Source organism: Kiloniella antarctica (assembly GCF_042682825.1).
Classification (GTDB): Bacteria; Pseudomonadota; Alphaproteobacteria; order Kiloniellales; family Kiloniellaceae; genus Kiloniella; species Kiloniella antarctica.
The window spans coordinates 80,464-105,659 of the sequence record NZ_JBHUII010000011.1; the positions used below are offsets into that span (position 1 = coordinate 80,464).

Annotated in this window: 36 protein-coding genes; 34 read left to right on the forward strand and 2 right to left on the reverse strand. The window is 49.1% G+C overall.

Annotated features, from left to right (window positions below; all coding sequences use genetic code 11):
- Positions 1 to 62: 62 nt before the first annotated feature.
- A complete protein-coding gene (locus ACFSKO_RS16310; RefSeq protein ID WP_380253577.1) occupies positions 63 to 770 on the reverse strand; it encodes a S24 family peptidase in 708 nt (235 codons plus the stop codon).
- A gap of 119 nt (positions 771 to 889) precedes the next feature.
- Here ACFSKO_RS16310 and ACFSKO_RS16315 point away from each other — a divergent pair, with 119 nt between their 5' ends.
- Both ACFSKO_RS16315 and ACFSKO_RS16320 read left to right on the forward strand, forming a co-directional pair.
- Entirely contained in the window at positions 890 to 1,138 is a 249-nt protein-coding gene (locus ACFSKO_RS16315) for a hypothetical protein (protein WP_380253579.1), read from the forward strand.
- A gap of 31 nt (positions 1,139 to 1,169) precedes the next feature.
- The gene (locus ACFSKO_RS16320) at positions 1,170 to 1,346 is read left to right on the forward strand and encodes a hypothetical protein (RefSeq protein WP_380253581.1); all 177 of its coding nucleotides are present in this window, start codon (positions 1,170 to 1,172) and stop codon (positions 1,344 to 1,346) included.
- Between the two features lie 10 nt (positions 1,347 to 1,356).
- On the opposite strand, the gene ACFSKO_RS16325 is transcribed toward ACFSKO_RS16320, so the two are convergent.
- Positions 1,357 to 1,566 carry a hypothetical protein gene (locus tag ACFSKO_RS16325; RefSeq protein WP_380253583.1) on the reverse strand — a complete coding sequence of 70 codons (210 nt, stop codon included), beginning with the start codon at positions 1,564 to 1,566 and terminating at the stop codon, positions 1,357 to 1,359.
- Between the two features lie 87 nt (positions 1,567 to 1,653).
- Between ACFSKO_RS16325 and ACFSKO_RS16330 the strand changes: the two genes are divergently transcribed.
- From ACFSKO_RS16330 to ACFSKO_RS16485, 32 genes are all read left to right on the forward strand, one after another.
- Positions 1,654 to 2,124 carry a hypothetical protein gene (locus ACFSKO_RS16330; RefSeq protein WP_380253585.1) on the forward strand — a complete coding sequence of 157 codons (471 nt, stop codon included), beginning with the start codon at positions 1,654 to 1,656 and terminating at the stop codon, positions 2,122 to 2,124.
- A 104-nt stretch (positions 2,125 to 2,228) separates the two neighbouring features.
- Positions 2,229 to 2,573, forward strand: a complete 345-nt coding sequence (locus tag ACFSKO_RS16335; protein WP_380253587.1) for a DUF2312 domain-containing protein — start codon at positions 2,229 to 2,231, stop codon at positions 2,571 to 2,573.
- Positions 2,573 to 3,982: a DNA (cytosine-5-)-methyltransferase gene (dcm, locus tag ACFSKO_RS16340; RefSeq protein WP_380253589.1), complete on the forward strand. Its 1,410-nt coding sequence runs from the start codon at positions 2,573 to 2,575 to the stop codon at positions 3,980 to 3,982. Before ACFSKO_RS16335 ends, dcm begins: the two co-directional genes overlap by 1 nt.
- A complete protein-coding gene (locus ACFSKO_RS16345; RefSeq protein ID WP_380253591.1) occupies positions 3,979 to 4,338 on the forward strand; it encodes a RusA family crossover junction endodeoxyribonuclease in 360 nt (119 codons plus the stop codon). The genes dcm and ACFSKO_RS16345 overlap by 4 nt, the downstream gene beginning before the upstream one ends.
- Positions 4,335 to 4,553, forward strand: a complete 219-nt coding sequence (locus ACFSKO_RS16350) for a hypothetical protein (protein WP_380253593.1) — start codon at positions 4,335 to 4,337, stop codon at positions 4,551 to 4,553. Before ACFSKO_RS16345 ends, ACFSKO_RS16350 begins: the two co-directional genes overlap by 4 nt.
- Positions 4,553 to 4,768, forward strand: a complete 216-nt coding sequence (locus tag ACFSKO_RS16355) for a hypothetical protein (RefSeq protein ID WP_380253595.1) — start codon at positions 4,553 to 4,555, stop codon at positions 4,766 to 4,768. The genes ACFSKO_RS16350 and ACFSKO_RS16355 overlap by 1 nt, the downstream gene beginning before the upstream one ends.
- Positions 4,768 to 5,220 (forward strand): hypothetical protein, encoded by a 453-nt coding sequence (locus ACFSKO_RS16360; RefSeq protein ID WP_380253597.1) that lies wholly within the window; start codon positions 4,768 to 4,770, stop codon positions 5,218 to 5,220. The genes ACFSKO_RS16355 and ACFSKO_RS16360 overlap by 1 nt, the downstream gene beginning before the upstream one ends.
- Positions 5,221 to 6,078, forward strand: coding sequence for a YdaU family protein (locus ACFSKO_RS16365; protein ID WP_380253599.1), 858 nt, complete (start codon positions 5,221 to 5,223; stop codon positions 6,076 to 6,078). It begins immediately after the preceding gene.
- Between the two features lie 22 nt (positions 6,079 to 6,100).
- Positions 6,101 to 6,406: a hypothetical protein gene (locus ACFSKO_RS16370; RefSeq protein WP_380253601.1), complete on the forward strand. Its 306-nt coding sequence runs from the start codon at positions 6,101 to 6,103 to the stop codon at positions 6,404 to 6,406.
- A gap of 6 nt (positions 6,407 to 6,412) precedes the next feature.
- Complete coding sequence (locus ACFSKO_RS16375) at positions 6,413 to 6,889, forward strand: hypothetical protein (RefSeq protein ID WP_380253603.1); 477 nt, start codon at positions 6,413 to 6,415, stop codon at positions 6,887 to 6,889.
- 146 nt (positions 6,890 to 7,035) lie between these two features.
- Positions 7,036 to 7,401, forward strand: a complete 366-nt coding sequence (locus ACFSKO_RS16380) for a hypothetical protein (protein WP_380253605.1) — start codon at positions 7,036 to 7,038, stop codon at positions 7,399 to 7,401.
- A complete protein-coding gene (locus ACFSKO_RS16385) occupies positions 7,376 to 8,695 on the forward strand; it encodes a hypothetical protein (protein WP_380253607.1) in 1,320 nt (439 codons plus the stop codon). Before ACFSKO_RS16380 ends, ACFSKO_RS16385 begins: the two co-directional genes overlap by 26 nt.
- Positions 8,696 to 10,636 carry a portal protein gene (locus tag ACFSKO_RS16390; protein ID WP_380253609.1) on the forward strand — a complete coding sequence of 647 codons (1,941 nt, stop codon included), beginning with the start codon at positions 8,696 to 8,698 and terminating at the stop codon, positions 10,634 to 10,636.
- Positions 10,637 to 10,638: 2 nt separating this feature from the next.
- A complete protein-coding gene (locus ACFSKO_RS16395) occupies positions 10,639 to 11,481 on the forward strand; it encodes a hypothetical protein (protein WP_380253611.1) in 843 nt (280 codons plus the stop codon).
- Positions 11,478 to 11,756, forward strand: a complete 279-nt coding sequence (locus ACFSKO_RS16400) for a hypothetical protein (RefSeq protein WP_380253613.1) — start codon at positions 11,478 to 11,480, stop codon at positions 11,754 to 11,756. Before ACFSKO_RS16395 ends, ACFSKO_RS16400 begins: the two co-directional genes overlap by 4 nt.
- A gap of 96 nt (positions 11,757 to 11,852) precedes the next feature.
- On the forward strand, positions 11,853 to 12,809 hold the full coding sequence (locus ACFSKO_RS16405) for a hypothetical protein (protein ID WP_380253615.1): 957 nt from the start codon (positions 11,853 to 11,855) through the stop codon (positions 12,807 to 12,809).
- An 11-nt stretch (positions 12,810 to 12,820) separates the two neighbouring features.
- Positions 12,821 to 13,780 (forward strand): DUF5309 domain-containing protein, encoded by a 960-nt coding sequence (locus tag ACFSKO_RS16410; RefSeq protein WP_380253617.1) that lies wholly within the window; start codon positions 12,821 to 12,823, stop codon positions 13,778 to 13,780.
- Between the two features lie 75 nt (positions 13,781 to 13,855).
- On the forward strand, positions 13,856 to 14,113 hold the full coding sequence (locus tag ACFSKO_RS16415) for a hypothetical protein (protein WP_380253619.1): 258 nt from the start codon (positions 13,856 to 13,858) through the stop codon (positions 14,111 to 14,113).
- A 15-nt stretch (positions 14,114 to 14,128) separates the two neighbouring features.
- Positions 14,129 to 14,455: a hypothetical protein gene (locus ACFSKO_RS16420; protein WP_380253621.1), complete on the forward strand. Its 327-nt coding sequence runs from the start codon at positions 14,129 to 14,131 to the stop codon at positions 14,453 to 14,455.
- On the forward strand, positions 14,455 to 15,084 hold the full coding sequence (locus ACFSKO_RS16425) for a phage adaptor protein (RefSeq protein WP_380253623.1): 630 nt from the start codon (positions 14,455 to 14,457) through the stop codon (positions 15,082 to 15,084). Before ACFSKO_RS16420 ends, ACFSKO_RS16425 begins: the two co-directional genes overlap by 1 nt.
- 1 nt (position 15,085) lies before the next feature.
- Complete coding sequence (locus tag ACFSKO_RS16430) at positions 15,086 to 15,463, forward strand: hypothetical protein (RefSeq protein WP_380253625.1); 378 nt, start codon at positions 15,086 to 15,088, stop codon at positions 15,461 to 15,463.
- Positions 15,427 to 16,299: a hypothetical protein gene (locus ACFSKO_RS16435; RefSeq protein WP_380253627.1), complete on the forward strand. Its 873-nt coding sequence runs from the start codon at positions 15,427 to 15,429 to the stop codon at positions 16,297 to 16,299. The genes ACFSKO_RS16430 and ACFSKO_RS16435 overlap by 37 nt, the downstream gene beginning before the upstream one ends.
- Entirely contained in the window at positions 16,296 to 17,750 is a 1,455-nt protein-coding gene (locus tag ACFSKO_RS16440; protein ID WP_380253629.1) for a hypothetical protein, read from the forward strand. Before ACFSKO_RS16435 ends, ACFSKO_RS16440 begins: the two co-directional genes overlap by 4 nt.
- Entirely contained in the window at positions 17,750 to 17,875 is a 126-nt protein-coding gene (locus ACFSKO_RS16445; RefSeq protein WP_380253631.1) for a hypothetical protein, read from the forward strand. Before ACFSKO_RS16440 ends, ACFSKO_RS16445 begins: the two co-directional genes overlap by 1 nt.
- Positions 17,872 to 18,234 (forward strand): hypothetical protein, encoded by a 363-nt coding sequence (locus ACFSKO_RS16450; protein ID WP_380253633.1) that lies wholly within the window; start codon positions 17,872 to 17,874, stop codon positions 18,232 to 18,234. The genes ACFSKO_RS16445 and ACFSKO_RS16450 overlap by 4 nt, the downstream gene beginning before the upstream one ends.
- Before the next feature lie 26 nt (positions 18,235 to 18,260).
- Positions 18,261 to 19,055, forward strand: coding sequence for a hypothetical protein (locus ACFSKO_RS16455; RefSeq protein WP_380253635.1), 795 nt, complete (start codon positions 18,261 to 18,263; stop codon positions 19,053 to 19,055).
- 11 nt (positions 19,056 to 19,066) lie between these two features.
- Positions 19,067 to 20,383 (forward strand): hypothetical protein, encoded by a 1,317-nt coding sequence (locus ACFSKO_RS16460; protein WP_380253637.1) that lies wholly within the window; start codon positions 19,067 to 19,069, stop codon positions 20,381 to 20,383.
- A 13-nt stretch (positions 20,384 to 20,396) separates the two neighbouring features.
- Positions 20,397 to 20,645 (forward strand): hypothetical protein, encoded by a 249-nt coding sequence (locus tag ACFSKO_RS16465; RefSeq protein ID WP_380253639.1) that lies wholly within the window; start codon positions 20,397 to 20,399, stop codon positions 20,643 to 20,645.
- A 3-nt stretch (positions 20,646 to 20,648) separates the two neighbouring features.
- Positions 20,649 to 20,975 (forward strand): hypothetical protein, encoded by a 327-nt coding sequence (locus ACFSKO_RS16470; protein WP_380253641.1) that lies wholly within the window; start codon positions 20,649 to 20,651, stop codon positions 20,973 to 20,975.
- A 504-nt stretch (positions 20,976 to 21,479) separates the two neighbouring features.
- Positions 21,480 to 23,291: a hypothetical protein gene (locus ACFSKO_RS16475; protein WP_380253643.1), complete on the forward strand. Its 1,812-nt coding sequence runs from the start codon at positions 21,480 to 21,482 to the stop codon at positions 23,289 to 23,291.
- Positions 23,292 to 23,389: 98 nt separating this feature from the next.
- Positions 23,390 to 24,826, forward strand: coding sequence for a hypothetical protein (locus ACFSKO_RS16480; protein WP_380253645.1), 1,437 nt, complete (start codon positions 23,390 to 23,392; stop codon positions 24,824 to 24,826).
- Between the two features lie 17 nt (positions 24,827 to 24,843).
- Positions 24,844 to 25,092, forward strand: a complete 249-nt coding sequence (locus ACFSKO_RS16485; RefSeq protein ID WP_380253647.1) for a hypothetical protein — start codon at positions 24,844 to 24,846, stop codon at positions 25,090 to 25,092.
- The last annotated feature ends 104 nt before the right edge of the window (positions 25,093 to 25,196 follow it).

Here is a 25,196-nt window from a genome sequence, read left to right on the forward strand (position 1 = left end):
GCCACTTCATTAGCCTACACTCAATTTAATCACAAAAAAATTAAAATCAACTAAAGACACAATTAAACCTTCCTCCCAAACCAAACCACACGCCCAATTACCTGTAACTCTTCTGCGCTGCGCTCATACTCAGTATGATGTTTATTATCAGAACTCACCCGGCAAGTCATAGGCTCTGAATGCGGAATGAACTCCAAACGCTTGACTACCAGCCCAAGTCCATCGTTGATTGCAAAGATACCTGGAGGCGAGGGGCGTGTATCCGCTGTATTGATCATAACGTGATCGCCAGAATGAAGAGTAGGCGACATTGAATCGCCCTCGACCTCAATGATCACGGCTTTCTCAGGCGGGGTACTAAGTTTGACTCGAATGTGCTCTGTCGGGAACTGCCATTGCTCTTTGACGGCGTCTCTTGGAAAGCTGTTACCGTTTTCATCATGCCAGTAGTCAACGCCAGCCTCGCCGCCGCCACCCATACCCGCGCGCACGTCAATCTCTCGAACCGTTGTCACGGCACCCATATCAGGTTCGCGACCTATAGCAACAACGTTACTTGGGAGGGGTGGGGTTGATGATGATTCCTCGCCAGTCGATAGCCACTCAACTGATACTTTGAGCGTTTTAGCTAGGCCTATAACGGTTTCAATCCTCGGGGATCTGTCCCGTCTAATGTTTCTAATGGCATCATGTTTTGATGTCGCATCAAAACTGGCTGCCCTTTCCGACAAGCCAAGATCTTTAAGTCTTTGGTCTATGCGTCGAATCATACCTTCATTTTCCATATGGCGATTTTACCGCATTAAAAAAATACGTCATGCGGTAAATTAACATTGACATTACGGTTAATAAGCCGCATCTTATTGGTAAATTAACCGAAGGAAGAAAGATGAATCTTAAGCAAAAGTTGATTTCTGATGCTGAAAATTTCTGTACCGAACAGGGCATAAGCCTCTCGCGTCTCTCTACAATTGTTGTGAATGGCGGCGGCTTCTTCAAAAAGTTGGAAGAAGGTAAAGGATGCAGCATTGATACATATGAGACCTTTCAAAAGGTTTTTTCAGACGAAGAAGCGTGGGCCGAAGCTCGTCGGATAGAGAAAGAGCGGCGTAAAAAAGTGCTTATGCAATGCCACTAATGAACTACGACACCCCAAAAGGAGCAGCAGAATGAGTGACTATGAAATTCGCCTTGAGTGCTTGAAATTGGCTAACACTATCAGCAGCAACTCCCGAGAGATTGAGAAAATTGCCCGTCAGTACGCCGACTTCATCCTTGGCACGAAGGACGCAGAAATAATCCGCGCCGCTCGTGAACTTAGCAAGAAGGTTCAGGGTGGTGAGTGAGTTATCCACCTCAACTAACCCCAAAGAACCCCGGAAGCGACGCAGCATGAACCATCAACCCGTGTTCCGCCTCGCTCAACTGCCTAATCGCATTCCGTGCAGCGTGTGCCGTGACGTGATCCGCAATGTCTTTGCTGCTGGCTTCAAGATCCTGCAACGCAAACATTGCCGCAGAAATAATCTCGGTCGGGCGTCTGATGCAGTTCGCGTCGTTTCTCATGATTGGTACTCCGCTGTGTGTCCTGATGCGGTGAAGAGTGCGCGGAAAATGATCAACAAATCCAGTGTAATAGAGGTTTGATTTTACATGAAAACAAGAACGCCGAACTCTTTTGAAGCTGGAATTGTTAAGGCTATAGCTGCCTTGAGCGCGGAAAGTTGCGCTTCTCTTATTGGGCGGTCTGCCAGCTTTGTTTATCAGTCAGCAGATCCAGATTCAGATAAAAACCTGTCACTACAAATGGCTCTAGCAATTGACGTTGCAGCAATGACGCAAGGCGAAGGTAAGCCACCGATCTTAGCTTCTTATCAAGAGCAAATTGATAGGGCATTGGCACCGGAACACACCCCATGTGATCGCTCTGATCGTATGGCCTCATTGGCAATGGAATTTGGCGAGGCCCTCAGTGCTTTTTCTTCAATTCGTGACGAGCGGGTTTCCCAAAACGACGGGGCCGTTGTCATCAAAGAGCTTATGGATATTCGAGAGCAGATCGACGCAGCAGTTAAGGACGTAGAGGTTGCTATGGGGATCGCTCCTTTGAAAGTAGCCGAGTAACACCCCAAGCCTTTTGCCGTTGTGGCTCTCCCCCGAAAACAACGGCAGTCTCCCTGTTAACTGTGGCGGTTTGAGTGTGGTCCGCCAGCTTTTTAGGAAAATCAATGTTAGACGAAAATCAAGGTATCGATATCCAAGAAGGCCAAGAAGAGGCGTTTGTTGAAAAAGAAATGCGTCCAGAGACACGACTAGAGCCAATTCCAGGCGGAGAAATCAACGGCGTAACTGCTGATCGTCTTCGTGGGTTTATAGAGCGTGTGGAGAGATTAGAGGAAGAGAAGAAGGCAATCGCTGATGATATAAAAGAGATTTATTCCGAGGCGAAGTCTCTTGGTTTCAACACCAAAATCATGCGGAAGATTGTAAGTCTTCGGAAGATTGAGCAGCAAGAGCGCTTGGAGCTAGACGAGCTTATTGACGTTTATAAACATGCGTTGGGTATGATCTGATGCAAAGGCCCTTCACATATGGCTCAGTTTGTTCAGGCATCGAGGCGGCAACAGTTGCTTGGGAACCTTTGGGGTGGAAGCCAGCTTTCTTTTCCGAAATAGAAAAATTCCCAAGAGCTGTACTGCAACACCACTGGCCAGATGTGCCATTACACGGCGATTTCACGACTATCAAAGGTGACGAATATGAATCAATTGACCTTCTTGTCGGAGGAACCCCCTGTCAGTCTTTCTCAGTCGCAGGACTCAGAGGCGGAATGGATGACGACCGTGGCAACCTCGCCCTTGAATTTCTTCGCCTTGCTAAACGAACAGGGGCCAAGTGGGTGGTTTGGGAGAACGTCCCCGGCGTCTTATCCAGTAACGGAGGAAGGGACTTTGGCTCCTTACTCGGGGCGTTGGGCGAACTCGGGTTTCAGTGGGCATACAGAGTGCTTGACGCTCAATACTTCGGAGTTCCACAGCGCCGCAGACGTGTGTTCGTTGTCGGGTATCTTGGAAAAGAAATCCATCCCGCAGCGGTACTTTTTGAGCGCCACAGCCTGTGCGGGAATTCTGCGCCGAGCAGAGAAGCGGGGCAAGAAATTGCCGGAACGCTTGAAGCAAGCCTTGGAAGAAGCCGTGGGGCTGGAACTCCAATCGGCGCAATAACTACCGATACTTCAAAGTTAAGCCATTGGTCAGGCGGACCTCACCCAAGTTTATGCCAAAGTGCTAGAGGGAGTGGCGGTATAGCTATGAGTAATCAGGAGTTATTTTCGCAAGGTGGAGCGGGTCTTGTTGGCACCGAGTTCTTTGGAGGTGGAAATTGTTCCGGACCGATTAACGTAGCCGCAACTTTGACCGCCAAAGGATGCCGACAAGACTTTGAAGTTGAGACATTTGTTGCTCATAGATCATCAGGCCACGGAACCTATTCAGAAGGAATTGGCACTCTAAGGGCAGTTGGTGGCGATGTCGGACCCGGAAGCGAAAATCTCATTACTGCTTATCGTACCGCTGGTGATGGTGCCGTATATGAAGAAGGCGACAAAACAGCACCTCTGACAACGGGTACTGATAAATCAGCCAACATAGTCGCCTTTGCTCAAAACTCACGCGATGAACTTAGAGAAATGCCATATGCAGGAGCTCTATCAGCAAATCCCGGTATGAAACAAACCAGTTACGTTCGTGATGGAATGGCAGTTCGTCGCCTTACCCCCGTTGAATGCGAACGCCTTCAAGGCCTTCCTGATAACCACACACAAATCCCATACAGGAATAAGCCGGCTGAACTTTGCCCTGATGGGCCTCGATATAAGGCTATAGGTAATTCGATGCCTGAACCGGTTATGCGTTGGCTTGGGGAGCGGATACAGGCTGTGGAAGACTTGCGCCGAGCCCCTAAAGCGGAGGCCGCGGAATGACCCTAGCCCAAGCCACATACACAACCCAAGCGAAACCCATAAGCCTGAACAACGCCTACAAGAATGTTGGCGGTAAGGGCCGGGTTAAAACCAAAGAATACAAGATCTGGTTTGCTGCTCTGGCTTGGGAATTCAAGGGCCAGTTAAAGCGTAAAATTGAAGGCCCGTACAAACTCATAATCAGAGTAAATCAGCACGTAACAAAAGCCGATATCGACAACCTGGTTAAGCCGATCTCTGACGTGCTTGTTTCCATCGGTGCAACCGACGACGACCGAAAAATGCGCGGTGTTGATATCGAGTACGAAGACCGCGAAGACACAATTGTTTGGATAGTGGGGAGTGGCGAGAAATGAAACAGCGCAACGATTGGAACGATTTTCACAGACGGCACCGCAAAGCCCTAGAGGCTGGCGATAAACGTCGGCAACACGAGACATACCCGCCACTCAGAGAAGCCACCCACGACGCCCTGAGAGAGTATAACCGCTCAAATGATGAGGGGCTTATCAAGTCGGTTGGCTGGATGAGCAAGTTTCAACAGTTGTTTGGTAAAGAGAGGGGCGGGTGATGACCGATAAAACCAAGACCAAAATCAAAAGCAGCGGATACGCAGCTCTGGACATTACCAGAGGGCGCAACGGTGTCGCTAAGCGGTTAATGAAGGGCGAGAAAGTTATTTTCGATGTTCGCCTTGAACTGGATCCAGATTGGCGCGCTTGGAGCGACGACACAGTGTCAATTCAGTTTGGTTGCAAGGTGCTTGAGATGGATGAGGTTAAGTGATGACGGATAAAACCAAAATCCAATTAAGACCATCTAGCTACAAGGTCTTTATGAACCTTTGTGACTATCAGTATCCGAAGATCAATTACCACACGGCGAGAACGTCATTCGGGATGGGGAAGGTGGTTTGGTGCAATCATATTCACGAACTCAAAAGAAACGGATTAATTCGCACTGAGGGGTCGCACAAGAAGCCTGAAACCATCGTTATTCATGTTCTGGTGGATCGGGAGCGCGTCGAGAAAAAGCCCGCGAATGTGAGTGGTAAAAACCCTGTTAATTCCAAACCAAAGGCTAAAATCTATCCAGGTCAAAAGAAGACCAGAAGCTGTCTTAATTGCCGCGAGAAGTTTGTAAGCGAGTGGATAGGTGAGCGGGTTTGTAAGACATGTAAGTCGTCTCTCGCTTGGAAGTCTGGCGGCGATGCTGAGTATGTTACGGGGGCGGCGTAGATGTCTAACCGTGCGTTCATGCCGATGTTTTGGGGCGACTACCTCAGAGACACGATGCAGCTATCTACAGAAGAGCATGGGGCCTACCTTTTACTTATCTCTGAGTACTGGGTTAAGGGTGAGCCATTGCCTGATGATGATGCGATTTTATCAAAAATTGTGAGAAAAACTAAAACAAAATGGAAGAAAATTCGTCCAAAAGTTGAGAGTTTTTTCGAACAAAAAGATGGGAAATTACACCACAGCCGAATTGATGAAGAAATATCTAAGTCATTAGAAATGTACGAAAAAAGATCAACGGCGGGCCGAAAAGGTGGTCAAGCAAAGCCTAAGCAAAACGGAAGCAAAATGGAAGCCGGGCTTAAGCAACCACAACCACAACCACAATCTAACAAGTTAGATAAAAAAGATAACAAAAAAGATCCCGAAAAATCAAAGCCTAAAACTTACCGACTACCGGAAGATTGGAAGCTTTGCACCGATTGCATCAAGTACGCCCGAGAAAAAGGAATGACCGATGATGAGATCAGAACCACAGCGGAAGAATTCAAACTCTACTGGCTTGACCAGAGTACCAAGCGCCCAGGGTGGATCGGAACTTGGAAACGTTGGGTCATCAAAAAATGTGAAAATCGTAGCGCGTCTTTTGGCAGCAAGTCCTCAGGACAACGACCGGGCGGTAATGACGTCCTTGCAGCGTACTCTCGGGTGCTCAATAGGGCTGAAGCGAAAGACGCTCTTTCCGAAGAACGGCGGGATAGTGGACGTGATCGAGAAAGTGACAATCCGTGGGAAACCTACGACGGGGCAGCTAACGGAAGCATTGGGCATCCTGAAATCATCGACCACACCCCTTAGCCAAGTGGAAATCATCAAAGGCTTGATGAAGCTCAGAGCGCTAACGGCAACCAGAAGCGAGCAGGCTGGAATGGTAGAAATCCAATTAGACACCTACGCCGAGGAGCTTGGAGCTTATGCGGCTGATTGCACAGCTTACGCTTTGAAGCAGGCGGGAAAAGACAAGTGGTGGCCTACGTGGTCCGAACTACTGGTTCATCTGAACGAAGTTGATCAAGTGCGGAAAATCCTAACTCGGGAAATGGAAGAACAGTTGAGCATTGTGAAATCAAGCCACCAACGAGGCCAGATGAGCAGCTTTGGCGATTTGACGAAAGCGGAGGGGTGAGGGTGGATGGCTGAGGATTTAGGAACGATAGAGCGCAGAAAAAGAGGCGGGATGATTATCAAAGACCATTACGGTGCAAACGGGTTTACTGTCGGCAAAGGCGCAGCGGTTGAGTATCCTACGCTTATTGAGCAGTTGTTCGTAAATGGTTATCTCGGAACAGGTAACGAGGCCAAGCGCAGGAAAGAGGTGGGTTTGTGGCTCACTGATTTAATGGAGAAGGTTTATCGTTCTGAGGGCGTTGCAGGGTACTCAACTGCGTCCTCTGCAGAGTATGAGGTGACCGACGAAGAGGACCGCGACAAAACCTTACTTAACAAAACCATGCGAAAGATAAATCTCTGTGATTGGCGGTTACTTAAGGTTATGTGCCACGTTCAGGATAAGGACAATATAGCCTGGACGGCACGGAATATGGTCGGTGAAGCTAAGGGGTATCAAAGGGCTTTGGATAAGCTTGCTGAGGTGCGAGGAATTGGCTGATATTGTGTTTTTAATTTAAATTGATACCACATCTTGCGTTTTGTTTTTTAATAAGTTAAACTCGTTCTCGGATTAATGCGACTAAGGCCCTTCTCGTTTGAGTGGGGCCTTTTTTGTTGCCGCAACAACCGGAAGGACTGCGGAAGATGGGTAAGGGTAGACCGAAGAAAATAACAGCGGACGTACTCCGAAAGCTAGAAGACGCTTTTAAGATTGGTTGCACTGACAAAGAAGCTTGCTTAGCTGCTGATATCGGCGAATCAACCCTTTATGATTATTGTAAAGCCAACGAAGATTTTTCGGAGCGGAAAGAGCTTCTAAAACAATCGCCCGTTTTTAAGGCCAGAAAGTCGGTTGTTGATGCTCTTGAAAAAGACCCTGATTTAGCTTTGAAGTACCTAGAACGGAAGGTCAAAAAAGAATTCTCCACCAGAACTGAAAACACAGGCGAAGACGGTGGGCCTCAGGTAATTCAGATTGTGAGATATGGCGACACCGATACGGATACCTAACAATTGGGAGCCGCGTGATTATCAGCGTGAGTTGTGGTGTGCTTTAGAGCGTGGCGTGAAGCGTGCAATAGGAATTTGGCACCGTCGAGCGGGTAAAGATGATGTTTGTTTGCACAGGGCGGCGGTAGCAGCTCATGAGCGTATCGGTGGTTATTGGCATATGTTGCCACTACAAACCCAAGCGCGTCGGGCAATATGGGATGCTGTGAACCCGCATACGGGCAAACGAAGAATTGATGAGGCATTTCATAGGGACTTGATTGCAACGAAGCGTGAGGCCGAGATGCTGATCAAGTTTAAGAATGGTTCAACCTGGCAAGTGATCGGGTCAGATAACTATAACGCTCTTGTTGGCGCGCCTCCTGCTGGCGTGATCTTCTCAGAGTGGGCTTTAGCAGACCCTAATTCATGGGCGTATATCCGGCCAATCCTTGATGAGAATGACGGGTGGGCCGCTTTTATTACGACACCAAGGGGTAACAATCATTGTAAGAGAATGCTGGATAGCGCGAGGAAGAATGAAAAGTGGTTCTCGCAGGTTCTCTCTGCCCACGACACAAACGTTTTTTCTTCTGAAAAACTCATGGAGGTTGAGCAAGAGTATAAGGATGAATTCGGAATAGATTTTGGGCGCTCAATGTTTCACCAAGAGTATTTGTGCAGCTTTGATGCTGCGATCCTTGGGGCTTACTACACTGGTGAGCTTGCCGAGATGAGGAAAGAAGGGCGGCTTTGTCGTGTTCATTATGACAAGCGACACCCTGTTCATACAGCTTGGGATCTAGGCATAGGTGACACTACCGTAATTATCTTCTTCCAAGAGGTTGGTCTGGAGAGGCGAATTATAGATTTCTATGAGGCCTCTGGAATGGCTCTCGACCATTATGCCAAAGAGTTAGCGGGCAAGGGTTATGTATACGGTACTCACTTCTTACCACACGATGCGGACTCAAGAGAGCTTGGTACAGGGTTAAGCCGGAAAGAAGTTTTAGAGGACTTGCTACCTAGTGAAATCGAAGTACTTCCACGCTTGGCTGTTGATGATGGGATACAGGCGGCGAGGACGATGTTTAACCGTTTGTATATTGATGAAACCAAATGCGAACGACTTGTTAATGCCCTCTCAAATTATCGCCGAAAATGGGATGAAAAAAATAAGGTATTCATGCTACGCCCTTTGCATGATTGGGCCTCAAACCCTGCGGATAGCTTCAGATACATGGCCGTAGCCGAACCAGTAGACCGCGCAATGCATGGCGGCGCCCTAAATTACTCAAACAACGGAATATATTAAATGTCAATGGATGACGCAGAGCTTCAGTCCGCTGTTAAGTATGAGATCCAGCGGGCGGAGAGTTATATCCAAGATGATGTGAACCCTGAACGCCAAAAGGCGTTAAAGGCTTATCGGGCCGACCCTTACGGCGATGAGGTCGATGGGCGTTCAAAGATTGTAGCAACTGATGTGCGGGATACTGTTGAGGCTATGATGCCTGAGCTTATGCGGCCCTATCTGGCTGCGGGTAAAATTGGTGAGTATCAGCCGCAACAGCAAGAAGATGAGGAGTTCTGCGAACAGGCAACCGATTATGTCCATCATTGTTTCGTGAATGACAACAAGGGCGATGAACAGCTTTATGTGGCCTTCAAAGACGCTTTGATGGAGAAGACCGGGATTTTTAAGGCGTGGTGGCAGCAGGAGGAGAAAACAGAAGAGGCAGAGTATCAGGGTTTAGATGAGGCGCAGCTTATGGAAGTTGCCGCCGATGACGAGATAAAAGTTCTGGAACAGGCTCAAGATCATGAAGGCTTATGGTCAATCAAGATCAAGCGCACTTGGACAGATGGGCGACTTGCAACAGATGTTATCCCGCCTGATGAGTTCTTTGTCTCTCCTGAGTGTCGCAATGATTTGGACAAGGCTAATTGCGTAGGCCAACGCAGGACCGCTACATACTCTGACTTAATTGCCGAGGGTTACCCGAAAGCAAAACTGGATGATATCCCAAGCGGCGAAGATAACGGTGACGACACGAACGATGTACGGCACGATAACAGTTTTCAAGGTGGCGATCACGATTCAGACAGTCCAGATCCAAGTCGCAGAGAGATTACGGTTTACGAGGCTTATCTTCGCATGGACTACGACCAAGACGGCATTGCAGAATTAAGGCGCGTTGTGTGCGGCGGCAATGCCTACACGATCTTGGAGAACGAGGCCGTTGACCAGCATCCCTACAGCCTTACCTCACCGTCTTGGCAATCACATAAGGTCATTGGTGAAGCTGTTGCCGATCAGATGCAGGACATTCAACGTCTGAGAACGGTCTTGCAAAGGCAAATGCTCGATAATCTGTATCTGGCTAACAGCCCAATGAAAGAGATCGATGTGGATAAGATCGTCAATATGGATGATGTTCTTAACTCCCGCATTGGGGGAATTGTTAGAGTTAAAAAAGGACTAGGTGGTGTTCGCGAGATTGCAACGCCTTTCACGGCCTCGGCAACCTTCCCAATGCTTGAGTACATCGACAAGATGAAGGAAGAGCGGACAGGGATTTCCCGTAACTCTCAAGGGTTAAACCCTGACATTCTTCAGAACGTAACAGCCGCAGCGGTAGCGCAAGCCTCAGCCGGTTCTCAATCACGTCTTGAAATGATTTCACGTGTTCTGGCTTGGGGTATTAAATCACACTTCAAGAAAATGTTGCGGGTAATCGTAACGCACCAGGACAAGCCGCGCACTGTTCGCCTTCGTAATAAATGGGTAGATGTTGACCCGCGCTATTGGAACGCCGAAATGGACTGCTCTATTGATGTAGGGCTTGGCTCTGGTTTGAGACAAGAGAAGCTTCAAACTCTTGGCTTGATCCTTAAGGAGCAGAAAGAGGCCATGCAAATGTTGGGCATGAATAACCCAATTGTCGGCCTTGATAAGATCCGTCACACCCTCGGTAAAATGATCAACGAAGCAGGCTTTAAGAACGACGAGGCTTTCTTTGGTGAGGTAAGTGAGGAAATTCTCAATCAGATGAAAGAGCAAGAGGGCGAAAAGAAGCCGCCACCTGACCCTAAAATGATTGAGGTGCAAGGCAAACTCCAAATAGAACGCGAAAAGATGCAGCAAGAGTTCGTTTTACGTAAAGAAGAGATGGCTATGGAGTTTCAGCTTGAGCGCGAAAAAATGGCACTCGGACAAGCGAGCAACGGTAACATAAACAGGAACGGATTTTAGTTATGGCAAAGGGCGCGTATGACGGATCTGGGGGCTTTGATAGCGGGGGCGCTACAGGCCCCTCAAGAAGCGGCGGCACCGATAAGCCAAGCCAGAGCCAAATCGACGCATACACTCAAGCTGCTTCGTCCTTAAATGCAGGTGGCTTCACTCTCGGTGGCAACAATACAAATACCGGACAATCAGCGGCTTCAGGCGCAGAGGATTATAGCCGAGCCCTAAACGATTACAACAATGTCGATAATTCATTTCTCGAAAATCTAGGGAACCTTGCCGCAGGGATGTTCGGATTTAACGAGCAAACACCTTCTGTCGGCTCTGGTCCTAATGCGGGTTGGGGGTTTGATCCTGCTGTCGGCGTTGGTAATTTGGCTGGCATGGCCTTTGGGGTTCCGGGCCTTGGTATGGCAGCTAATGTTGCGTCAGAAGCGTTTAATCGCCCTGCTGAAATAGACTTAGGCGGCAATGTTTTCGATGGATTTGGGCCAACACCTTCCGGGAGTAATGTTTCTGGTATGGGAGCAGGAGGCGGTGGGTACGGCGGCGGTGGGAACGCTTCTTACGGCGGACCAGATGGCGGTAATGGCGGGATTTCTGGAATAACTCAGCCCGCACCAAGCCAGACAAATGGATATGCCCCGCCGACACAAGCGACAACACCCACGCCAAATCAACAAGCGCAAACGCCCGATGGTATGTATTATCGCCCGCAAGGCTTGCTTGACCAAGCGCCAACGGGCGATCCTCAGTACAAGGGCTTGCTTGATGAGTATTATGCGCAGCAAGCTTGGAACCCGTCGTGGTTCTCTGGGCCGTTCTCAGTACCGGGGGCGTCAAGCCTATGAGCGAAGAAGAAATCGAAACCGCTGACCGGGCAAAAGAAGCCGATAAACTTCTAAGCAATCCATTGCTGATCGAGGCACTAGCGAAAATACAAGAGTTTTACGCTCTTGGGCTTACAACCGCATGCCCGTCAAAAGCTGACGAGTTGCAGCATTGGGCGCGTTGTCATCACTGCGGAAAGTTATTCGAAGAACACCTGCGGGCCGTTCTCCAAAAAGGGGCGGTCGACGAGAAGGTGATGAAATACAAAAAAGAGAAAAAGAACTTATTCTTTTAACCGGGTCGCTTAGGTGGCCTTTTTTATTGGAGCTTTTCAATGGACGATTTCGACAACAACCCTGGTCAAGGGACTGTCGGCGAGGAGTATTCTGAAATGGATACCCTCAACGCACTAGCTGATATGCCGGACACCGACGAGGACGAAAGCCCTCAAGGTATACCCGAAAATCATCAAGAGGCGGATACGGATGCGGATGGCGATAAGCCTGAAGCCGTGGACGAAGAGTCCGAAGGTGACGAAGAGGGCGACCCCTCTGAAGACGCCGACGATCAGGGCGACGACGATGGTATGGAAGAAGGCGAGCAGGAACCTGATGTTACTTACACTGTCAAAGTCGATGGTGAGGAAATCAAGGTCAACCAAGCGGAGCTTATTTCTGGTTATCAAAGGCAATCTGATTACACGCGCAAAGCTCAAGAACTGGCGCAGAACAAGGCGCAGTTCACGCAGCAAGCGCACCAAGAGCGGAGTGTTGTAGGTCAACTACTCAGCAAGATTGAGGAGCTGGCTATAGGTCAAGAACCGGACTGGCAAGAACTCGCCGCGACAGATCCAATGGCTCATGTTCAGGCGAAAGCCGCATGGGATCAAAGGGTGATGCAACTAAACCAAATCAAACAGGGTTTAGGACAGCAGAACCATAAATACCAGCAGGACCAGCAAGCTACGCAGGCGCAAATAATGGCGCAAATGCAAGCTAGAATTCCTGAACTTTTCCCCGATTGGGACACCAAAGAGAAGGCGCTTGAGGGTCAAAAAAAGATCGTCGGGTATGCAGAATCGCAAGGTATAACCCAAGAAAGGCTCAGTCAGTTAAATGATCCTGTTGCTCTGTCAATTTTGGATAAAGCACGGCAGTTCGACGAACTTAAGGCTAATAATGCCAAGGTGACGAAGAAGGTAAGGAAAGCCCCTTCGTCATTGAAGCCAGGTGCCTCTAAGGGTGGAGCCAATAACCGATCAAGACAGCAACGCGACGCTATGAGCAAACTTCGTAAAACCGGAAGCGAGGATGCGGCCCTAGCGGCTCTCGACTTCCTTGATGATTAAGGATTGAAACCATGGCACAGCCAACTGGTACTTTTGACAGTTACGATGGTGTAGGCAACCGCGAAAGCCTGTCTGACATTATCTCAAATATTGCACCAACAGAAACCCCGTTCCGTTCTTCTATTAAGAAAGGTAAAGCGAAAGCAACCTTTGAAGAATGGCAGCAGGACGACCTTGCAACGGCTAACGCAGATAATGCGGCTGTTGATGGTGATGACGCGGGTAATGCAAGTCACACGGCGACTGTTCGCGTTGGTAATCGCACACAGATTTTTACAAAGGTGGTTCAGGTTTCTGGAACACAAGAGGCCGTTGATAAAGCGGGCCGTAAGTCTGAATTGAATTACCAAACGATGAAAAAAGGTAAGGAAATCAACCGCGACATTGAAGCAGCCCTTCTTTCTAACAACGCCTCAGTTGAGGGCAATTCATCTACTGCCCGCAAGTTGGGCGGTCTTGAAAGTTGGATTGAAACAAACGTTTCAGGCGGTACAGGTTATGCCGACGGCGGGTTTGGTTCAGGTAATGTCGCAGCACCGACAGACGGCACGCAACGCGCGTTAGCTGAGAGCCAGCTTAAAAGCGTAATGCAAGACTGCTTTGCAAATGGCGGCACCCCTGATCGCTTGTTTCTTGGGCCTGTGAATAAGGGTAAATTTTCCGCTTTCACCGGGATTGCTGAGACACGCCACAACGTCAACTCAAACAAAATGGCAACGATCATCGGCGCGGCTGATGTTTATGTGTCTGATTTCGGCAATATCGCAGTTATCCCTTCTCGTTTCCATCGAGAGCGCACAGGACTGGTCATCGATACGTCTATGGCTGAAGTCCGTACTCTACGCCCAATGAAGCGGAATAAGCTTGCCAAAACGGGCGACAGTGAAAAGCGTCAACTTCTCACCGAGCTTACGCTTTGCGTGAAAAACGAGAAAGCATTCGGCAAGATTGCAGATCTCACAACCTCCTAAGCCTTTTAAAGGCTTAAGGTCAATAAGGGCTGGCCTTTGGGCTGGCCCTTTTCTTTTACAAACAAGGAAAATACTATGACACAGAAGCAACCCGCCGCTGATAAAGGCGCGACACAGAAGCAACCCGCCGCTGATAATCTGGTGGAAGCTTTTGTCTGTAGCACGCTAGGCAATGCAAAAACCACGGCAGCGGTTAAGCGGGTCTTTTATAGCAACGGCGAAAAATGCGCGGCTCCAAGCGAAAAGATCAAGCTTTCCGAAGAAGAATTTATTCAGCTGGAAGGTCTTGGTCAAGTAACGGACAGAGCGCCAAAAGAACCTAAATCTGAATAATAGCAGGTGGCAGATATGGCAAAGCGTCTTCTGTCCCACGACCCTTTCACGGGCGTGTCGCAGTACTTTCATTCGCATGACGATGGTAATGGGTTTGATATTGAGACAATCCAAGACGTGGAAAGTGTTTTAACTGAGAATAAGGCCATTCGTAACGAAGATACGGGGCGTTATGGCGACGGTATGCACAAAGTCGCCTCTATCCCAATGGTTAAGATACACGAACTTATGAAGACGGGTGTTATTGGTATAAATGGCGAAGTTGCTGATCCCGCCCGCCTTCGCAAATTCCTCAACGACCCCGACAACCGTTACTTTCGCACCAAAGAAGGCACAGTCTAATGGACCTCTCGACCTATCCCGGCCTCAAGGCTGCTGTTGCGTCGTATCTTGCTCGTTCGGATCTTGAAAATGAGACTCCCGTGTTCCTTGCTTTGGCCGAAGTACGCCTTAATCGTGAGTTGCGTATCCGGGCAATGGAAAAGACTTCTAATGCGGCTACGGTGGTGGGAGAGGGCGCAGTAGCTAAACCTTCCGACTTTCTTGAAGCGCGAACACTGGTACTTGAAACCAGCCCACAGCGGGTACTTGAATTGCTCACCCCGCAGCAGCTTGAAGAAAACAGGTCGGCTAACTCTGGTGGGGGCGTTCCGGCTTATTACGCAATCATTGGAGGTGAAATCCAGCTTGCGCCAGTGCCGCAATCCGTAACGACATTAAAGCTCACTTATTACGGGCGTTTGACGCCTATGAGCGACACTGTAACGACAAACGAAATCATAACAAATAACCCTGATTTGTATCTCTACGGTGCAATGCTAGAGGCAGAAACGTTTCTAATGAATGACGAACGCATAACGATGTGGGGCTCAATGCTGGACAGGGCAATACAGGCCGTAAAAGGCGCAGATGACCGCGAGGCTTGGAACGCAGGCCAACTATCAACCAAAGTAGATATAAGGGTGCTATAAAATGGGTGCTTATGCCTCAAACAACTGGCTCGATGCTTCTCCAAATTACGCAAAAAACAACGCAGATAAGATGGTCGTGTGTAACGCTCAACCTGAATCCTATGCTACGGCTGTGGGCGCAAATGCCCTTGCTGATGTTGCTATGGTATCTGGCGACTTTACGCTTTCATCAAGCGGCGATGACAGGCGGCTTACGGTTGCGGCTAAAAGTTCCGTTCCTGTCGACGCCACCGGCACAGCGACGCACATTGCTCTTGTTGATACAAGCACCTCGGAATTGATCATTGTGACAACAACCACATCACAAGCAATCACCTCTGGCGGGTCGGTTGATATCCCTGAGTGGACAATCGACAACAAGACGCCGACCGTCTTGTGACCGCGCTTGTCGTAAACTCGCCTACATCACAAACGGAAATTGGCCGCTTAAATCTTGAAGACCTAGACGCTTTCTACTCTTCGCTCGAAGATATCCCTTACTCCTTAGATAACCTTATCGGGCCGATCCTCACCTATAGAGAGGCGATACACGGTAATGCGCTAAGCACACTTACGGAAATAAGCAGTTCCACAATAGATGTTAAGTGGGCCCTTGCTGTTGGCTACCTTGCTAGTCAATCTGAAATCTCAAGCCCAACGCTAGGGGTTGGTGTTTCTATTTACGCTGGCAGTTTGGTATCTGGCGCGACGACAAGCAGTCCGGCGATCGGTGCTAAGTGGGATCTTGGCGTCAATAACGTGTCGTCTGAGACAACCATAAACAGTTTGGAAGTAGACGTTAGTTGGGCGCTTGGCGTTGATAGCGTTAAATCCGTATCTCGCGTAAGCGCGCCTGATTTATTTGTTGATTGGTTGCTGTCTGTTAATCCAATCAACTCGGAATCAGCTTACAGCAACGCAATTATTTTACCCGTCAATATCCCTATCTCTGTTGATGTGCTGCAATCCAATACAGCGACAAGCAGTCCGGCTGTTTCCATCAAATGGGCGCTGAGTGCCAACTCACTGCAAGCAGTGTCAGCCATAAAAGGTGGTTTAGCCTTAACTCTCATCGGTTGGCATGGTGGCGCGGGCTTAAGTACGGATTGGAACGCAAAAAACGACAACTCGACCGACTGGACAGAACATCCCGGCTCCGGTGGCGTTTGGACCCCTGAAGCGGTGAACGGCGATACCTGGGCGGCACAAAGCAACAAAGTGACGGGGTGGGCATGACAATAGTTCCTTTTGGTGAGTTTCTACCAGATCAGCCAGCCTTTGGGTCGGCGGGCTGTTCAGAAGCAAAAAACGTGACCCCGGCTGCAAAGTCTTACCAACCTTTCAAGAGTCTGACAGATGTTAGCTCAGGGATGCTTGATAGTTATTGCCGTGGAATGATTTGGGGGCAAGATGATAGCGCAAATACTTTTGCTTTTGCTTGTGATGCCGGGAAGATTTACAGGCTCTCAGCGGCGGCTCTGGATGATGTGAGTAAGACAGGTGGTTACACGACAGCAGATAAAGAGCGTACTTCGTTTGTTACTCACGGGGATTTGGTGATTGCGGCCAACTTCTTTGATGAAACTCAAGCCTATCAGATAGGTGTAAGTGCTAAGTTTTCGGATCTCTCAGCCTCAGCCCCTAAAGGGCGTTACCTTGCTATTGTTGGCACTCAGTTGGTTGTTGCAAGCACTGAAGCCGCAGATTACCGCGTTGAGTGGTCGAGCCTTACTGATGTAACTGACTTTGTTGATAGCGTGACGACGCAGGCGGGCTTTCAGAACCTTGCTAATGGCGGTCGTATCAGGGGCATAACGGGCGGTGAGTATGGCGTGATCCTTATGGAGCGCAGTCTTTACCGGATGGAATACGTCGGTGGGGGGCTGATCTATACCTTTGATGAGATTGAAGGCGGTAAGGGGTGCCTTGAGCCGGGCTCTGTTATCCGCTCACGCCGAGGGACTTATTACCTCGCTGATGATGGGTTCAGGCTTTTTGATGGGCAGCAGTCGCACCCGATAGGAGAGCAAAAGGTCAACGATTGGTTCTTTAAACGCTTTGATGCTCAATACTCTCACCGGATGAGTGCAACTTTTGATGTTGAGCGCGGGCTGATTTATTTCAGTTACCCAACAGGCGGCAGCGGTGGTGAGCCTAGCGAATGCCTTATCTACAACGAACTTCTTAATCGTTGGTCGTATGCCGCTTTTGACCATGAGATTATCGGCGGGTTGGCTTCTGCTGGCTATACGCTTGAAGAACTCGACACGGTAGCCGGAAGTCTCGATGACATTCCAGCATCACTTGATAGCCGAACATGGCGCGGTGGTACTCCTTTTGTTGGGGCCGTTCGATCAAGAAAGCTATGCTCGTTTACGGGTCCAAATTTGGAAGCAGCGATTGAGACAGGCGAGGCACAGATTTACCCAGGGCGCAGGGCTTTAACTTCGGAGTGCTGGCCTTTGGTTGATGGTGTTTGTTCAGGGCTTGAAGTCTGCGTTGCAAAGCGTGACCGCCAAAATGACGCTGTGAGTTATGGGCCTTATCAAGCTCAAAACGCTATTGGGTTTTGTCCGGCAAGGGATGAAGGAAGATACCACCGGGCAAAGTTGCGTATTCCTGCGGGCGAAGATTGGGACCACGCAGTAGGCATTGATTACAAAGCGAAACAGGGAGGGCGCAGATAATGGCGACACCCTTAAAGCAGGTCAATAAGCGGTCAACTCCTGAACAGCAAACGCAAGCTCTGCAAGCCCTCATCCAAAGGGTGCAAGAACTGGAAGCCCGTATTGAAGCACTGGAGGCACCATGATCACAAATGTCCAATGGGAGAAGGCTCGGCAATGGTTACAGCCCGCGCTTGATCGAGGGGGCAACACTCACACAACGGATGATATCAGGGCTGGAATTATTTCCGGCTCTTTTCAATTTTGGACCAGTGAGAAATCGGCAGCAATTACAGAGATTGTGTCTTACCCCTGTTCAAAAGGGTGCCGGGTGTTTCTAGCGGGCGGTGACATGACGGAGCTTTTAGCCATGCAGCCAGAACTTGAAGCGTGGGCGCAAAGCATCGGGTGTAAATTTATCGAGATAGACGGTCGCCCCGGTTGGGAGCGCATTCACAAAGATTTTAAGAAACAATCAGTTGTATTGAGAAAGGCTTTATCATGAGCGGCGGCGGCGGAAAGACTGAATACGTGCAGCAATCAACTTCAAACTCGCCTTGGGACAAACAATCGCCTTACCTCGAGACAGGCTTTCAAAAAGCTGAAGAGATCCTAAACGGTGATAATCCGAACTATTACCCCGGCTCTACGGTAGTCGGCTTTTCTCCTGAAACTCAACAGGCGTTAAGTAATACCCGACAAATGGCTATGGATGGATCAAGTCTTCAGAATGCAGGGTTGGAACAAGCGGAAAAGACGGTCAACGGTGACTATCTTGCTGAGGGTAACCCCTACATGCAACAGGCGTTCAATTCAGCCGCACAGCCCATGATTGACAATTTCAATAAGCAGATTGCGCCGGGCATTGATAGCTCATTTGCGAAGGCAGGACGCTTAGGCTCAAACGCCTATGCTGATGCTCGAAACACAGCAGAACAGACAGTCAGCAATAGCCTTTCTGACTTGTCGGGAAAAATGGCATATCAGAACTACGGTGATGAACGTAACCGCCAGACACAGTTTAGCGCTATGGCTCCAGAGTTGGCTCAGTCACGCTACAACGATGCAAACCAGCTTGCCCGAGTAGGTGCGGCTCGTGAGGGTCAATCACAAGCGGAACTCGGCGATCAGGTTAACCGTTATAACTTCGAACAAAACAAGGATGCCAATAAACTGCGCGAATACATGACGCTTGTTGCTGGCGGCTCATTTGGCGGAACCTCAAACTCGTCACAGCCAGTTTACAGTAACCCAACGCAATCATTTTTAGGCAACGCATCGTCGGGACTTGGTATCGCTTCCGGCTTTGCAAGCCTGTTTGGGTAAGGGGTAAAGATATGTTTGGTAACGATATACCGGGACAGCCCGGCTTGCTTGATGATTATTACAAGTCAAACCCATTGGCTAAGATGTTTACGCCCGGCGCCGCTTCTCCCGTGGACAAGATTAAGCAGCAGCAAATGACAAATACACTTCTGACTATCGGCGGAGCATTGTCTGCGGCGGGCGCTAAATCATATGATCCCGGTAATTCCGGCAAAGCCATGGCGGGCCTCGGGCAGAACTTGCAAGGTGTGCAAAATAGCGCTTTTGATCAGGTTCAGGGGTTGCAGAGCCAGCAGGATCGAGAAGAAGCTTTTGGCTGGCAGAAGGCAAAGTATGACGAAGACATGGCGCACAAACGTAAAGTGTTTGGTTGGGATATGGATAAGTACACAAAGGATGCGGCCCTTAAAGAAGAGGAGAGGAAGCGGGCTGTACTTGAAAGTGATCGTAATTATGGACTTGCTGCGGACAAGTTTGGGTATCAGCAAGGGCAGGATGCGGCCAAGACTGATCTTGAGTACGCAAAATTAGAAGCCGAAGCGAACGGCCTTAATCAGACTTTTGCGGGCAACAGCTTGCCAGCTCAAATGCAGAATATTCTTTTACATGGCGACCCTAGTAGCCCTCAATACGCTGCGGCTTACAATGATGTTGGATCACCGAAGACGCATTTTGATCCGCAAACAGGCTCTATGTATTCAGTAACTCCGAATATGTCGGCATACAAGAAGCCTACTTTTAACCAAGCGTCACAGCAGACACAGCAAGTATCTACTAACCCGCAACAGCAATACGGAGGTAGCGGTGGCGTTGATGTGGCTCAGGCTGCTGCGCCAGAGAACATTAAAATCACAGGCGAATCAGCTGGTAAGGTTGGCCTTGCCTTAGATGCGGTTGGTATCCTTGATGATGATTTCATTAAGAAGGTTGAGAATGGTGCCGTAACTGGTTTATGGGATCAAGGGTTTGGCGTAATGCTTGGTCGTGATGAGGCCGGGAGCATGGCTCGAGAGATTAGGTCAGGCTCCGAAGCCATTGTCAGAATGTTGACTGGTGCGGGTAAAAGTGAATCTGAAGCTACGCAAGAGGTCATGCAATACCTTCCGGGCGTTACTGATGATGCGGAAACGGCAGCAAATAAACTTAGGCAGATGCGCAGGCGGTTAGAAACTATCCTTACTGTAGCTACTAAAGGAATATCTCAGGATCAGGTTAATTTCGGTCCTAGAGCTGATGCAGGTGCGCCACAGGTGACAACCGATACGGGAGATGGTAGCGTTGATTTGAAGAAAATGAGCACCTCTGAGTTGATACAGCTAATCCCGTAGTTAAGTAAGGTATATGAATATTCTTTTTGCAGCCGTAATAGTTCTGACCTCCGGTGAGGTTGTCGATTTATCAGATAAGGTAACCGACAGGATTGAAGTGAATCTCGTAAGGGAATGCAAGGGGGACTTTGACCCGAGTATTAATTGGGCAGCTTTTCATGAATTAAGGCAAAGGGGTGTTGTGCCAGAGTTCTCAATGGAAAGGTGTTTAGAATGGGGCATCATCCCTCCGTGGACGAAGAAGGAAGAGGGGGAGGGGTAATCATTGAATAAATCAACGGTATTTGGGCTAACCTTCATAGCCTTATGGGCGCTTCTAGGCTCTCCTAAAAAAGATTTGGCGAATTTTCTTTTTGAAGATGATGCGGCTCCTTGGGAAGAAGTTGTTGCTTTCTATTACCCTGATGCTAGCAATTTGTCTAAACACCAAGAGGTCTCCGGGTTATCTGATGCCTCAGAATGCAGGGCGGTAATAAGGCGGTTGGCCAGTCACAATGATGACCCGATGGTTTTGCGTGGAGACTATGAATGTGGAATTGGGCGCCTTGAGAGTTATGGGGCGATGCAGGTATTCAGGATAACAACCAGGTAAGTATGCGGTTGTTCAAGATTTAAGGCTCCCATCCGGGGGCCTTTTTATGAGGTAATATAGTACCTTTACAAAATAGAGGTAATATAATACCGTTGTTGCGGGTAAATGGGTGCCGCTGTTAACGACACCCACCCTGATTATAAAACCAGCATACTGGCGAGAATTACTAGCCATTTAAGGCATAGCGCCACGTCAATATGTACAGTGACTTCTAAAGTCATGTTTCGGACTCCAGAGTCACGACGCGCCGTGATCCATAAAGGAAAGCGGAGACATCCTAGTCCAAAGGTTTAACCGCCTTTGGGAGCAATCGGCCTCACAAGGGCTTTTTCTAGAATGGTCCTTGTTCGTCCCCTTATTTGAGTAAGGGGTGCATAAAGCGGAGATTATTCTGCTCAAACAGAGTCCTTCGCCTTACGCGCATAGATTGCGACAAGGTTAAGCTAGAGTCCAGAAAGTAATTAAGGCCATCCTGCGGGGTGGTCTTTTTTTATGAGGTAAATTATGGAACTAACACCAGAAAAGATATCAGTCCTTAAAGAGCTTCAGTCTCGACAGGATCTTAGTCCAGATAAGAGGGCTGTTGTTGAGGAATTGCTTTCTCGGGCAACTCAAGCCCAACCTCAAACACCCACCGCCCCGCAACCCCAACTCTCAGGCTTCGAGCAGTCTATGCGACCAGCCGAACTTGCGGCCAAAGGCTTTGTGGATAGTGCAGCCGAGACAATAGGCGCGTTACCTGATCTTGTATCTAGAGGCATGGACGCCGTAGGACTTCCGGCGCATCCGCAAGGGTACTTTCCTGAGAAGATAAAGCAGGGCTTTCGCTCTTACGCTGATGCCGTCAGCGCACCATTTGCGGGTGATTACAATCTAGGGTCAAGTGAGCCGCAGAATGCGACCGAGAGATTTGCCCAAGGTGCAGGGCGTGGCGTTGCTGATGCCGGGTCGTTTATCGTGCCTGGTGCTGCTGTTGCGAAGGCTTCAAAAGCGGGCGGGCTAATAAATAGATCAGCAAAGGCCGTTACTGCGGCACCCATACTGCAAGCGACTGCTGGAGCGGTTGGCAACGGTACGGGTGACGCAACTGAAAACAGTGCGGTCGGTCTGGGCGCGGCCCTTTTAGCTGGAGGGTCTCCTGCCTTGGTAAAAGCGGCAGGGAGAAAGATGATAACGCCCTTTGCAAGTCAGTTATCTGTCAATGAGAAGAACCTTGTCCAAGGCGCAAAAGATATCGGCATCAAACTTACGCCGGGACAGGAAACAGGGTCCAACGCTTTGCGCACCTTTGAAAGTGTCCTTACTAAGACGCCGTTTACTGGGAAGTCCCAAAGCGCCATATTTGCAGATCAAAGAACTCAACTCAACAAAGCTATACTTGAGAAGGCTGGCATTTATGCCGACGACGCAAGGCCGGAGGTTATTGATCAAGCTCGCATTTCGATAGGTAAGGAGTTTGATAATCTCGCATCTCAAACGGTGATTAAGCCTGACCAGAAAATGCTTGATGATGTGGCCAATATTAATAAGGAATACATAAGCCGAGCAACGCCAGACCAAGCGGGAATTATAAAGTCATATTTGGCGGATTTTTCCAAACTAGCTTCTGAAATGGGCAATAATCCACAGATATCAGGTAAGGCTTATCAGGAATTGTCCAGCGCGTTGAAGGCGAGAGCAAGAAAGGCGATAGACCCACATACGAAAGAGGGGCTTAAAAAGTTTGCTGACGCACTAGACGAGGCGCTAGACCGATCAGGAGGACCGGGGCTTAAAGAGGCGTGGAAAGATGTTCGTAATAGATATAGGAATCTAACAATCATAGAGGACGCCTTGGGCAAAGGTACGCAAGCTGATCAGGCGGCAGGGAATATACCTCTTTCCGGTTTAAAAACGGCTGTGAAATCTGCGGATAAAAAAGGGTATGCCAGAGGGCGGGGTGATTTAAACAACCTTTCGCGTGTAGCCGGGTATCTAGGATCGACTGTTCCGCCAGATAGCGGCACCGCAAGCCGTAACTTTATCAACGGGATATTAACTGGCGGCAATGGTATTGGTGGTGGCGCTTTGGTTGCAGGGGCGAACCCGTACGCTGTTCTTCCTGTGATGGCAGCAAGCTTAGGAGGGCCAAAATTAGCACAGTCTATATACAACACAGGGCCCGCGCAGGCTTACTTTAAAAACCAACTCGCCCATCCTGCGAAGAGTAAAATCCCAATGCGCGGGATATTAGGGGGCATCATTGGGGCAGACAGTGTTGGAGAGTTGAGCCCTCAAACCGAACCTATTTTGAACCCAAAGGCATCCATTCGCTAATCACACTGCAGATCACCTAAAAACCGCTAATATCAACCTCGGAAAACTCCGTTCAAGCTCTGCCTTTTTAGGCGGGGCTTTTTTTATGGGAAATTGACATGGGCATTGAAAACTATTCCACAACTCCGGCCAATAACAACGGCGCCCCGCCAAACGGCGCGCCTGAAGGCATGACGCCGGGTGCGGTTAATGATGTTATGCGTCAAATCATGGCCGACGTTCGCACTCAGGCGGAGGAGGGCTGCTGGTTCAATTGGGGGCATACTCCTACCTATGTAGCGGCTGACAAGTTCAGTGTTACAGGCGATCAGACCGCAGATTATACCGTTGGGCGCAGAGTTCGGTTACTGGATACGACTGAGAAATTCGGCGTCATCACTGTTTCGGCCTACACCAGCTTAACAACTGTGACGGTTGTGCTTGATAGCGGCTCACTGGTTGCGCCTACTGTCGTGTCCCTTGGTATTGACCCTCTCGTGCTTGAACAGGGCGGACTCGCTACCAAGGATACAGTAGATACTGCCGAGATTGTAGACGGTGCGGTTACGGCCGCTAAACTTGCCTCTGGCTTGACGATCAATGCTGTTGATGCAGAAGCAAGAAGCACACTTGCCCGCCTAGACTTCACGCAAGCCTCACAACATAGCCTTGATCGTCAAGATAATGACAACGGGATTACTGACGTTTTCACGGATGATAGCGATATAGACACAGGCGCAAGCGTTAGCGAAATCTACGACTCTAGCGGGGATTATTACACGAATAAGGTTGTAACTGTGATCGCAGGTGGCACAGGCACACCTATAGGTAACATGACAGACCTTGGGGGGTTGTCGTCTGCTTTTGATGGTGTAACTGTTCAGGGGACGATTGCAAGTGCTAGAGCAGGGACAAACATTACAACCGGCTACATCGGGAAGACGTGGAGTAGCCCGAAGACAATTGCGCAGTACACAATTTATGGAACGTCAGATTATGGGTTTGACCAAGGGACAGAAACTATAACCGTCACTCTGCAAGGTTCTAACGATGCATTTGCGGCGCAGATTGTCGATCTTCATACAGACACTTTTGCTAATGCCGCAGGGATTTCGAAGGATTACTCAACAGGAATTACGACCTCAACAGCTTACAGCAGTCATAGAGCCAAAATTGAAATAGGAAGCCCTAACGAGACCCGCTGTGCGGAGTTGGTGTTCTACGAATCAACAGCCGGAACAAACATCACCCTCCAATCTACTGCATTCACGGCGGATGCTACCCCCTCAACCGCTGATCTCTATGTCTGGCAAGAGGACGTTGACGCGGTAACGCTGAATACTGATCTCAAGGGATACGTCAGCAGGGATGGCGGCACAACATGGACAGAAGTAACGCTTGTTGAGGTTAACACAATGACAGCGGGACGAATGCTCTCTGCGGTTGGCGTTGATATCTCAGCTCAACCTTCTGGGACTTCTATGAAGTACAAGTTCCAAACATTCAACGACAAGGAACAACGCATTCATGGCGTGTCGTTCCAGTGGAGGGCTTAGATATGGGCGCACAACGAATGAAGAAAGACCTCGGTTTAACCCGTCGGGATTTTATGAAGTTGATTAAGCCAGAAGAGCAAAATGAGATTATGGCTGCGGCGGTTAATTCACCAGCTTTAAATATGTGGCTCTACAAACTCTCTCTCGCTGATGATGTACAGCTAGATCATCCCGATTTGGTTGTTGGAATGGAAGCGCTCGTTCTGGCGGGGGTTCTTACTGAAGAGCGTAAATCGGCAATTTTGTCGGGGCAGGCTCCAGCATGATCGAACACCTAAAAGGGGGAACTATGGACAAGTTTATTGGCGTGGCCGCTATATCAACGCCTCTATGGCTAACCTATTTTAATATGGGTGTTGCGGTCGTCGTC

What these genes read in the sequence shown, in the direction of transcription:
- ACFSKO_RS16445 (WP_380253631.1), top strand. Translation starts at nt 17,750, where the DNA reads ATGGCGACACCCTTAAAGCAGGTCAATAAGCGGTCAACTCCTGAACAG.
- ACFSKO_RS16385 (WP_380253607.1), top strand. Translation starts at nt 7,376, where the DNA reads ATGGCGACACCGATACGGATACCTAACAATTGGGAGCCGCGTGATTAT.
- ACFSKO_RS16330 (WP_380253585.1), top strand. Translation starts at nt 1,654, where the DNA reads ATGAAAACAAGAACGCCGAACTCTTTTGAAGCTGGAATTGTTAAGGCT.
- ACFSKO_RS16325 (WP_380253583.1), bottom strand. Translation starts at nt 1,566, where the DNA reads ATGAGAAACGACGCGAACTGCATCAGACGCCCGACCGAGATTATTTCT.
- ACFSKO_RS16345 (WP_380253591.1), top strand. Translation starts at nt 3,979, where the DNA reads ATGACCCTAGCCCAAGCCACATACACAACCCAAGCGAAACCCATAAGC.
- ACFSKO_RS16310 (WP_380253577.1), bottom strand. Translation starts at nt 770, where the DNA reads ATGATTCGACGCATAGACCAAAGACTTAAAGATCTTGGCTTGTCGGAA.
- ACFSKO_RS16480 (WP_380253645.1), top strand. Translation starts at nt 23,390, where the DNA reads ATGGGCATTGAAAACTATTCCACAACTCCGGCCAATAACAACGGCGCC.
- ACFSKO_RS16420 (WP_380253621.1), top strand. Translation starts at nt 14,129, where the DNA reads ATGGCAAAGCGTCTTCTGTCCCACGACCCTTTCACGGGCGTGTCGCAG.
- ACFSKO_RS16405 (WP_380253615.1), top strand. Translation starts at nt 11,853, where the DNA reads ATGGATACCCTCAACGCACTAGCTGATATGCCGGACACCGACGAGGAC.
- ACFSKO_RS16380 (WP_380253605.1), top strand. Translation starts at nt 7,036, where the DNA reads ATGGGTAAGGGTAGACCGAAGAAAATAACAGCGGACGTACTCCGAAAG.
- ACFSKO_RS16360 (WP_380253597.1), top strand. Translation starts at nt 4,768, where the DNA reads ATGACGGATAAAACCAAAATCCAATTAAGACCATCTAGCTACAAGGTC.
- ACFSKO_RS16335 (WP_380253587.1), top strand. Translation starts at nt 2,229, where the DNA reads ATGTTAGACGAAAATCAAGGTATCGATATCCAAGAAGGCCAAGAAGAG.
- ACFSKO_RS16365 (WP_380253599.1), top strand. Translation starts at nt 5,221, where the DNA reads ATGTCTAACCGTGCGTTCATGCCGATGTTTTGGGGCGACTACCTCAGA.
- ACFSKO_RS16400 (WP_380253613.1), top strand. Translation starts at nt 11,478, where the DNA reads ATGAGCGAAGAAGAAATCGAAACCGCTGACCGGGCAAAAGAAGCCGAT.
- dcm (WP_380253589.1), top strand. Translation starts at nt 2,573, where the DNA reads ATGCAAAGGCCCTTCACATATGGCTCAGTTTGTTCAGGCATCGAGGCG.
- ACFSKO_RS16450 (WP_380253633.1), top strand. Translation starts at nt 17,872, where the DNA reads ATGATCACAAATGTCCAATGGGAGAAGGCTCGGCAATGGTTACAGCCC.
- ACFSKO_RS16430 (WP_380253625.1), top strand. Translation starts at nt 15,086, where the DNA reads ATGGGTGCTTATGCCTCAAACAACTGGCTCGATGCTTCTCCAAATTAC.
- ACFSKO_RS16375 (WP_380253603.1), top strand. Translation starts at nt 6,413, where the DNA reads ATGGCTGAGGATTTAGGAACGATAGAGCGCAGAAAAAGAGGCGGGATG.
- ACFSKO_RS16390 (WP_380253609.1), top strand. Translation starts at nt 8,696, where the DNA reads ATGTCAATGGATGACGCAGAGCTTCAGTCCGCTGTTAAGTATGAGATC.
- ACFSKO_RS16460 (WP_380253637.1), top strand. Translation starts at nt 19,067, where the DNA reads ATGTTTGGTAACGATATACCGGGACAGCCCGGCTTGCTTGATGATTAT.
- ACFSKO_RS16320 (WP_380253581.1), top strand. Translation starts at nt 1,170, where the DNA reads ATGAGTGACTATGAAATTCGCCTTGAGTGCTTGAAATTGGCTAACACT.
- ACFSKO_RS16485 (WP_380253647.1), top strand. Translation starts at nt 24,844, where the DNA reads ATGAAGAAAGACCTCGGTTTAACCCGTCGGGATTTTATGAAGTTGATT.
- ACFSKO_RS16355 (WP_380253595.1), top strand. Translation starts at nt 4,553, where the DNA reads ATGACCGATAAAACCAAGACCAAAATCAAAAGCAGCGGATACGCAGCT.
- ACFSKO_RS16440 (WP_380253629.1), top strand. Translation starts at nt 16,296, where the DNA reads ATGACAATAGTTCCTTTTGGTGAGTTTCTACCAGATCAGCCAGCCTTT.
- ACFSKO_RS16350 (WP_380253593.1), top strand. Translation starts at nt 4,335, where the DNA reads ATGAAACAGCGCAACGATTGGAACGATTTTCACAGACGGCACCGCAAA.
- ACFSKO_RS16465 (WP_380253639.1), top strand. Translation starts at nt 20,397, where the DNA reads ATGAATATTCTTTTTGCAGCCGTAATAGTTCTGACCTCCGGTGAGGTT.
- ACFSKO_RS16395 (WP_380253611.1), top strand. Translation starts at nt 10,639, where the DNA reads ATGGCAAAGGGCGCGTATGACGGATCTGGGGGCTTTGATAGCGGGGGC.
- ACFSKO_RS16425 (WP_380253623.1), top strand. Translation starts at nt 14,455, where the DNA reads ATGGACCTCTCGACCTATCCCGGCCTCAAGGCTGCTGTTGCGTCGTAT.
- ACFSKO_RS16415 (WP_380253619.1), top strand. Translation starts at nt 13,856, where the DNA reads ATGACACAGAAGCAACCCGCCGCTGATAAAGGCGCGACACAGAAGCAA.
- ACFSKO_RS16315 (WP_380253579.1), top strand. Translation starts at nt 890, where the DNA reads ATGAATCTTAAGCAAAAGTTGATTTCTGATGCTGAAAATTTCTGTACC.
- ACFSKO_RS16410 (WP_380253617.1), top strand. Translation starts at nt 12,821, where the DNA reads ATGGCACAGCCAACTGGTACTTTTGACAGTTACGATGGTGTAGGCAAC.
- ACFSKO_RS16475 (WP_380253643.1), top strand. Translation starts at nt 21,480, where the DNA reads ATGGAACTAACACCAGAAAAGATATCAGTCCTTAAAGAGCTTCAGTCT.